Below are 3,592 nucleotides of genomic sequence, written 5' to 3'. Positions count from 1 at the left end.
CCGACACGCCGTCAGCGTCCTCGATCAGGTGACCAGTCATCGCGTCCATCAGGGGTCCCTTCACAGCGGGTGTCCACCTGATTCATGACACTCCCTCGGTGTACAGCTTCGTCGTCAGCTGGACGCCGCAGCCGCCGAGGAGCAGCCCGCACCAGAACGTGTCATGCTCATGCCGTCGACGGAAGGCGTCCAGCTCGATCGCCTCCAGCGGCAGCATCAGCGGATCTTCTGAGTCCGCACCACCCAGAACCGCCGTCTGAATCTGACGCCTGTCACCCCGCACGAACCCCCACCTTTCGTCCCAACTCATCGTGCCACCAGCAACGTTGAGCCCGCAGGCCATCGAAAGATCAAGCCGTCGTCCGGAGCGGCGCCGACTGCGGCCGTATGACCGCTGCTCCAGAGCACTGCGCCCGTTCGGCACGGGCCCGGCGAACGGCAGAGTCCTCGGTTGCTGCGCTTGGCGGCAGCGCTGTGCTCGGGTGTCCTCAATCGGGGCCGCCGCATCGTCCGACACTGCTTCATGCTCGGCGAGACCGGGCACTTTTCTGCGTGGGTCAGGCCATGTCGCCCAGGTACCTCGTCTGCCACGTACCGGCAGAGGCCTGGGCAACGACGTCAGTGAGCTGGTCGCTCAGGTACAGGGGGATCATCCGCAGCCCGCCGACCTTGTCGAGTGGCACCCACTCAACCCCCGTGTGGGTCGGGTCCGGGACGCTCCCGCCCAGCTTGGACGGCTCCGAAACGACCTCGCACCAGAACAGCGCATCAACCCGGTGGTTACGGTCGTACGCGATCGGGCCGTCCTCGTGATGGGCGGGGATGTGCTCGCGCAGGAACAGCAACTGTCCGGCGCGAACGGTCACCCCAGTTTCCTCCAGCACCTCCCGCTCGACGGCGCGGTGCAGAGGCTCGCCCAGTTTCTGTCCACCGCCGGGCGGCAGCCAGGTATCCGGCTGAGGCCAGTTTCCCTTGACGAGCAGGACGTGGCCGTCACGGACCACCAAGCCGGTCGCGGCTGTACGGATGCGGCTCATGTGGGCATCCCCTCCTGCAGGTATACGGCGCGGCCTGCCAGGGCTGCGGCATGAAGCGCGGTGAGCGTCTGACGGTGCGCTGCGAGAAGATCCGGAAGGTTGTCGGGGTGGTGGAAGGCGTGCCGGTCGTGTTCGGGGCTGAGCCCGGATCTGCTGGCCGGCGGCGAGCCTCGCGGCGAAGAAGTAGTCCACGACAGGGCCGGTGCCGAGGACGTTGGCCCTGTGGTCGATTCCGATGAGGCAAGGTTCCGAGCCCAACGTGATGCCGGTCTCCTCGCCCATCTCGCGGCGGGCTGCCGGCCACGGGTTCTCGCCCTCATCGATCATGCCGCCTGGCAGCCACCACGTCCCGCTAGCTTTCTCCTGGCCGGGGCCGTACCGGAGTAAAAGCATTCGGTCCTGGTCGTCCAGCAGCATGACGCACGACGCCACAAGCGCCTGGGGCTGCGTCTTCACCCACTCCTCGCGGGGGATCCAGTCATCCACTTGCGCCCTCCCCATTCATGGGTCAGCGGGCCAAGGCCCGACTTGGCAAGGAACAGATCGGCTGTGTCGTCCAACGACCGCAGCGACGGAAACCGAACCCCTACGAGCCGCTGAGCGTGGCAGGCACTGATCAGGTCAACACAGAGAGCCCAGGTCGGTCGCTGTGCGGTCGCGCCAGTCCAGGACTTGTGCCCGGGTGAGGCCTTCAAGGACCAGGATCTGGTCCTCGTCGAGGCATCGTCACGCCGTATCAGCTCACTCATGTCCCGATCTTGGCCGCCGGCCCTCACCGGGAAACCAGCACTCTGCGCTCCGGTCTGCTCCAGAAAACCGAGTTGTACCTGCACTGGTGGGACCGCGCAACGCAGCGGAGCCTCCACCCCCGGCCTGTCGACAGCCATCTGACCCGCGGCGCCGGACGCGCCGCGGGTCGGGCGTGCAGGGCAGGAGAAGGTGCCTGGGCCCGCTCAGCGTGGCGGGGTGGTCAGCCAGGACTCGATGACTTCGGACGGCACTGGCGCCGGTACATGAGGGGTGAGGGCCTTGGCGATGGCCACCACGAGTTCGTCGACGGTGCGGACCAGGTACCTGGGCTGGGTGATCCAGATACGGGGCGCGGCATCGGGGTCGTCCTGGTTTGCGAAGAGCTGGGCGTACAGGCAGTCCAGTCCTTCGTCGTAGCCCCAGGTGCTGTAGTGGTCCCAGCCCGGCATCCAGAACGCCTGCGGACCGGCCCGGAGCGCGTCCGGGGTTACCGGCCGGGGCCGGGGCGGTTGGGTGTACGTCGGCCCGTAGACGATCTCCCACAGGCCGTCGGACCATCCCCGCGTCGGCGGGGAGCACAGGGCCACGGTCCTGGGCATGGCAAACAACCCCGGACCACCCCCGCGTCGGCGGGGAGCACAAAGAGCCGGCATCCGGGTGCTGGACTGGCGGCGGACCACCCCCGCGTCGGCGGGGAGCACGTCGCACCCCTGCGTCCCTCGGGAACGATCGACTGGACCACCCCCGCGTCGGCGGGGAGCACTACGCCTACGACACTGCGCCGATGTCTCGCGCCGGACCACCCCCGCGTCGGCGGGGAGCACGACACCTGGTTCGGGTACCCGGGGCAGAAGCACGGACCACCCCCGCGTCGGCGGGGAGCACGTGACGTCCATCGTCGGGCAGCTCCCGAAGGACGGACCACCCCCGCGTCGGCGGGGAGCACTTCTCCCTGATGGTGGTCACGGCGATGTACGTCGGACCACCCCCGCATCGGCGGGGAGCACCCGATGACGCGGTCCTCGCGCCTGGGCGTCACGGGACCACCCCCGCGTCGGCGGGGAGCACGAGCGAGTCTCCCGGACATACACGCCAGGTCGCGGACCACCCCCGCGTCGGCGGGGAGCACGGCACCGCGTCGGCAGACAACCCGTGGAACGTCGGACCACCCCCGCGTCGGCGGGGAGCACGGACTCGGGCTCTGCTTGGCTTTCTCCTCCGCCGGACCACCCCCGCGTCGGCGGGGAGCACGCGCTCGCCCTCTCCCTGCGGACGTGCTCAGCCGGACCACCCCCGCGTCGGCGGGGAGCACCCGAGGGCGGGGAGCACGATCCACCAGGCAAGCGGACCACCCCCGCGTCGGCGGGGAGCACAACGGGCGAGTCTCCCGCATGCGGGTGGCAGGCGGACCACCCCCGCGTCGGCGGGGAGCACTTTCTGCCTGGCCGCCTCCAAACCGATTGCGGCGGACCACCCCCGCGTCGGCGGGGAGCACTCGCTCAAGGACGTGCCCCTCGACGACGACGCCGGACCACCCCCGCGTCGGCGGGGAGCACGCCTGCGCAGTCAGAGCGTCGATCGTGATCTGCGGACCACCCCCGCGTTGGCGGGGAGCACGGCGATATGCAAGCCCCTGGCGTCACCGCCGGCGGACCACCCCCGCGTCGGCGGGGAGCACGATGGGGCGGGCGCAGGCCTCGCAGAGACCGGCGGACCACCCCCGCGTCGGCGGGGAGCACGCCTGCGCAGTCAGAGCGTCGATCGTGATCTGCGGACCACCCCCGCGTTGGCGGGGAGCACGGCGA

Annotated in this window: 3 protein-coding genes and 1 CRISPR repeat array; all 3 genes read right to left on the bottom strand. The window is 69.9% G+C overall.

Going from position 1 to position 3,592, the window contains the following annotated elements; translation table 11 throughout:
- Positions 1–82: 82 nt before the first annotated feature.
- Entirely contained in the window at positions 83–517 is a 435-nt protein-coding gene (locus tag ABTY04_RS40365; RefSeq protein ID WP_352218412.1) for a hypothetical protein, read from the bottom strand.
- Between the two features lie 40 nt (positions 518–557).
- Positions 558–1,430: an NUDIX hydrolase gene (locus ABTY04_RS41420; protein WP_502996827.1), complete on the bottom strand. Its 873-nt coding sequence runs from the start codon at positions 1,428–1,430 to the stop codon at positions 558–560.
- A gap of 560 nt (positions 1,431–1,990) precedes the next feature.
- On the bottom strand, positions 1,991–2,236 hold the full coding sequence (locus ABTY04_RS40350; RefSeq protein WP_352218411.1) for a hypothetical protein: 246 nt from the start codon (positions 2,234–2,236) through the stop codon (positions 1,991–1,993).
- A 101-nt stretch (positions 2,237–2,337) separates the two neighbouring features.
- Positions 2,338–3,587: a CRISPR direct-repeat array (repeat unit 29 nt; unit sequence CGGACCACCCCCGCGTCGGCGGGGAGCAC).
- Between the last annotated feature and the right edge of the window lie 5 nt (positions 3,588–3,592).

Origin of the sequence: Streptomyces sp. NPDC097981, assembly GCF_040302565.1 — a bacterium.
Taxonomy (GTDB): domain Bacteria; phylum Actinomycetota; class Actinomycetes; order Streptomycetales; family Streptomycetaceae; genus Streptomyces.
This window is presented reverse-complemented; position numbering and strand designations above follow the sequence as displayed.

Excerpts from the sequence above, each read along its gene's own strand:
- ABTY04_RS41420 (WP_502996827.1), bottom strand. The coding sequence starts at position 1,430 with ATGCTTTTACTCCGGTACGGCCCCGGCCAGGAGAAAGCTAGCGGGACG.
- ABTY04_RS40350 (WP_352218411.1), bottom strand. The coding sequence starts at position 2,236 with ATGCCGGGCTGGGACCACTACAGCACCTGGGGCTACGACGAAGGACTG.